This is a genomic window from Corynebacterium sp. KPL1818 (assembly GCF_000478135.1).
GTDB classification, from domain to species: domain Bacteria; phylum Actinomycetota; class Actinomycetes; order Mycobacteriales; family Mycobacteriaceae; genus Corynebacterium; species Corynebacterium accolens.
This window is the reverse complement of sequence record NZ_KI515762.1, coordinates 1-3368: the sequence shown is the minus strand read 5'-3', so window position 1 is coordinate 3368 and position 3368 is coordinate 1. Positions and strand designations below refer to the sequence as shown.

Sequence of the window (3368 nt, the reverse complement as noted above, 5' to 3'; positions counted from 1 at the left end):
ATGTTCATTGATGTCCCGCCAGGAGATGAGAACGCTATTGAAGCAGCAATCGCTGTCAGCGATTTCATCATTCTTCCAACCCGTTCTGCTGCAGCCGACCTCTCCCGCGTGTGGGAACTGCGCGACGCAGTTAGCGGAACACCGCATGCAGTCCTGCTGACTTTCGCTAGGAAGGGTACCAGCGCTCTTGACGCTGCACGAGAAGCTCTTGATGCAGAACAAATGCCCCACTTTAAAACCGAAATCCCGCTACGTGAGGACATGCACCTAGCCTTCGGCTACTGCCCAGGCCCAGACATGCACGGCTATGAACAGGTCGCAGACGAACTGATGGAGATGATGAAATGAGCACCAGCAAAGAACGCGCCAGGGCCCAGCAAGGCCCGCGAACCTCGTCAAAGAAAACCGCAAAGCCGACCCCGGCAGCGGAGAAGAAAACAGTACGAGGTGCATTCCATCAGCCCACCGGCCGCGACTATGTCAAGAAGATGACCGTCGAAATTGACCGAGAACTTCACTCAGAACTCAAAGTCATCGCCGCGCAAAAGGGCGTGACCATTCGCGAGATTGTCAGCAATTACCTCGAAGAATACGTACGCAACAATAAATAAGGGTTTACAGAAATACAGGTGATGTAAAGCTGCATCCCTGTAAACCCAGCAGTTCTAGATAATCCATTCCCATCGCCGTAACAGTAAATATGCGCACGAGAAAAATGGGGAAGTAGATCTGCACAGACGAAAAGCAGTTACGTATGTCTTGCCATGCGTAACTGCAGATAAAAGGTGAATTCTTCGCGTGTCATGACTGATAAATGACACCAGTGTCATTTAGAGTCGGTGGAAGACAGTTAAAAACGAAGAAAGCCACCGGGCGGCAACCCGATGACTTTCGCTTATCACCCAGCACATCTCTGGGAGAAAGCACGGTCATGAGTTTACAGACTCATGCGCAGAATGCGCACATTAAAACGCCGACCCGTGTCGAGTGCGACCGAGGCGGGCTGGATAACACCCCGGCGTCAGCTAGCGACCGCGATTTGCTCCGCGCACATTTAGGCCGCGAGGTACTCCACGGGTCTATCGGACGTGACTTCTCCAAGGCGTATATCCGTAAACCTGACGGAACAAACTCGCCGCGTATGTATCGCTTCGACACCGAAGCTTTAGGACGATGCGAGTACGTCATGCTCACTAATAAGCAGTACGCTGCCGTCCTAGTCGTCGACGTTGACCAGATAGGAACAGCCGGCGGTGACCCTGCGGACTTAAACCCCTATGTACGTAGCGTGGTGCGTTCACTTGTTTCGCACAACATCGGGCCAGCCTGGGCGGGAATCAACCCGACTAACGGGAAATCCCAGTTCATTTGGCTTATTGACCCCGTCTACGCTGACCGTGGCGGTAAATCAGCGCAGATGAAGCTACTGGCAGCAACCACACGCGTACTAGGTGAGCTTTTAGACCACGACCCTCACTTCTCCCACCGCTTTAGCCGCAACCCGTTCTACACAGGTAAATCGCCTACGGCCTATCGTTGGTACAGGCAGCACAACAGGGTGATGCGTCTTGGAGACTTGGTAAAGCAGGTAAGGGACATGGCAGGACACGACCAGTTCAACCCCGTTCCGCGCCAGCAATTTTCCTCTGGCTGGGAACTTATCAACGCAGTTAAAACCCGTCGCGAGGAAGCCCAAGCATTTAAAGCTCTTGCCCAGGACGTAGATGCTGAAATCGCTGATGGTCTTGACCAATACGATCCGGAGCTTATTGACGGTGTGCGCGTGCTGTGGATTACTCAGGGAAAAGCGGCACGTGACGAAACCGCCTTTAAACACGCGCTTAAGACTGGTCACCGGCTACGCCAACAAGGCCAACGCCTGACTGATGCGGCGATTATTGATGCCTACGAGCACGCCTACAACGTCGCCCACTCCCACGGCGGAGCCGGCCGTGACAGTGAAATGCCGCCCATGCGCGACCGCCAAACCATGGCACGTCGTGTGCGTGGCTACGTCACCCAGTCCAAGAGCAAGGCCTACAGCGGCTCTAGCGCACCAGGAAAAGCCACCAGCAGCGAACGAAAAGCACTATCCACCATGGGCCGCAGAGGCGGACAGAAAGCAGCACAACGCTGGAAAACAGACCCCGAAGGTGAGTACGCACAGACAGAGCGTACGAAGCTCCGCGCCGCAAACGCACTTCGTCAGAGCCGAGGGAAAGGAACCCGCGGACGGGTACTAGCGACAGCGATGGACTTTTTGACTCAGACAGGAAAGCTTCCTTCAGGGCGAACCGTAGGCCAAGAACTAGGCATTACTCGGCAGCAGGCTAATCGCCATTTGAAAGCCCTGCGGGAGGCCGGTCTTATCTAACCAAAAGTGGAACATGCCGTAAGCAATATACGGTTCCCCTGCCGCTAGGCAGTTAGATAGAACTTCGCATGAAGAAAAACCTTTCTCTATTTGCCTAGCTTTGACATCAGCAGCCAGTACCTTCACGGGGAATGTTTATCGCATGTGCCACGACTCCTGCATCCCCGCAGGTGGCTTCTCCCCAGTGTTTCTCATTGTTGGAAGCACTGGGGAGTTTCCTTTTATTAAGTCCCTTTCAAACGTTCTTTGAGACTGGCGGCTAAGCCTAGAAGCTCATCTGGATTATCTGCGGGGCGTTGCTGAGAAAAACTCCTCTGTGCCGCGCGCACAAACTCAGCGAGCATGCCGGCGTCGTGAGCCAGTGGGGAAGTAGCAGGCAATTCTGCCAGTATTGCCTGTAGGTGTTTGGCGGCGTCTAGCGCGTACTCGTAGTCTCCAGCATCCCCGTGGGCTTTGATAAATAAGGCGCACAGGTGCGTGTCCTAGACTTCATGAACAATGTCCGTCACCTTTTCACTCCTAGCCTTCGATCAACAACAAAGCCAAATAGCATTGTCACCGTTAGGCTTTGACGGAAGGCATAGCCACTAGGACACACTAGAACGCAAGTACATACATTGATCGTTACGGAGATTTAACGAGGGGCTAAATCTCTCCGGGTTCATCAAAATCAAAACTAGGAACAGGATCTTTTCCGGTGCGGGTGATTTTGATCGGCCCCGCTGCTGAGTTCAGAACCATATCGCTGCTAATGCCTGGAACTAGGACCGTTCCCGACATGAATACGTAAACGTCCTTGCATCCGGTGTATTCTACCTTTTCGGTTCCGATTTGCTGGACGATGGTGCAGTCTTGATGATGCTCGAGGATTGCGGTTTTCTCGGGTTGGTCAGCTTTTAAGTATTTAGCCATAGATTCAAAGTAACCGATGACCACCGGTCGCGCAGGTTAAAACGTGTGTGCATAGGTAGGGCCTATTGTTGCGCAGGGGGGG

3 protein-coding genes and 1 pseudogene are annotated in these 3368 nt (G+C 53.3%); 3 read left to right on the top strand and 1 reads right to left on the bottom strand.

What is annotated here, in order from left to right; all coding sequences use genetic code 11:
* From HMPREF1261_RS12915 to HMPREF1261_RS12080, 3 genes and pseudogenes are all read left to right on the top strand, one after another.
* Positions 1-348 (top strand): annotated as a pseudogene (locus HMPREF1261_RS12915) (ParA family protein); the annotation flags it as partial.
* On the top strand, positions 345-611 hold the full coding sequence (locus HMPREF1261_RS12085) for a hypothetical protein (protein ID WP_023031160.1): 267 nt from the start codon (positions 345-347) through the stop codon (positions 609-611). The pseudogene HMPREF1261_RS12915 and the gene HMPREF1261_RS12085, both read left to right, overlap by 4 nt.
* 575 nt (positions 612-1186) lie before the next feature.
* Complete coding sequence (locus HMPREF1261_RS12080; protein WP_369707791.1) at positions 1187-2374, top strand: replication initiation protein; 1188 nt, start codon at positions 1187-1189, stop codon at positions 2372-2374.
* A 645-nt stretch (positions 2375-3019) separates the two neighbouring features.
* On the opposite strand, the gene HMPREF1261_RS12075 is transcribed toward HMPREF1261_RS12080, so the two are convergent.
* On the bottom strand, positions 3020-3286 hold the full coding sequence (locus HMPREF1261_RS12075) for a hypothetical protein (RefSeq protein ID WP_034658554.1): 267 nt from the start codon (positions 3284-3286) through the stop codon (positions 3020-3022).
* Positions 3287-3368 lie beyond the last annotated feature (82 nt).

What these genes read in the sequence shown, in the direction of transcription:
- HMPREF1261_RS12080 (WP_369707791.1), top strand. Translation starts at nt 1,187, where the DNA reads ATGCTCACTAATAAGCAGTACGCTGCCGTCCTAGTCGTCGACGTTGAC.
- HMPREF1261_RS12085 (WP_023031160.1), top strand. Translation starts at nt 345, where the DNA reads ATGAGCACCAGCAAAGAACGCGCCAGGGCCCAGCAAGGCCCGCGAACC.
- HMPREF1261_RS12075 (WP_034658554.1), bottom strand. Translation starts at nt 3,286, where the DNA reads ATGGCTAAATACTTAAAAGCTGACCAACCCGAGAAAACCGCAATCCTC.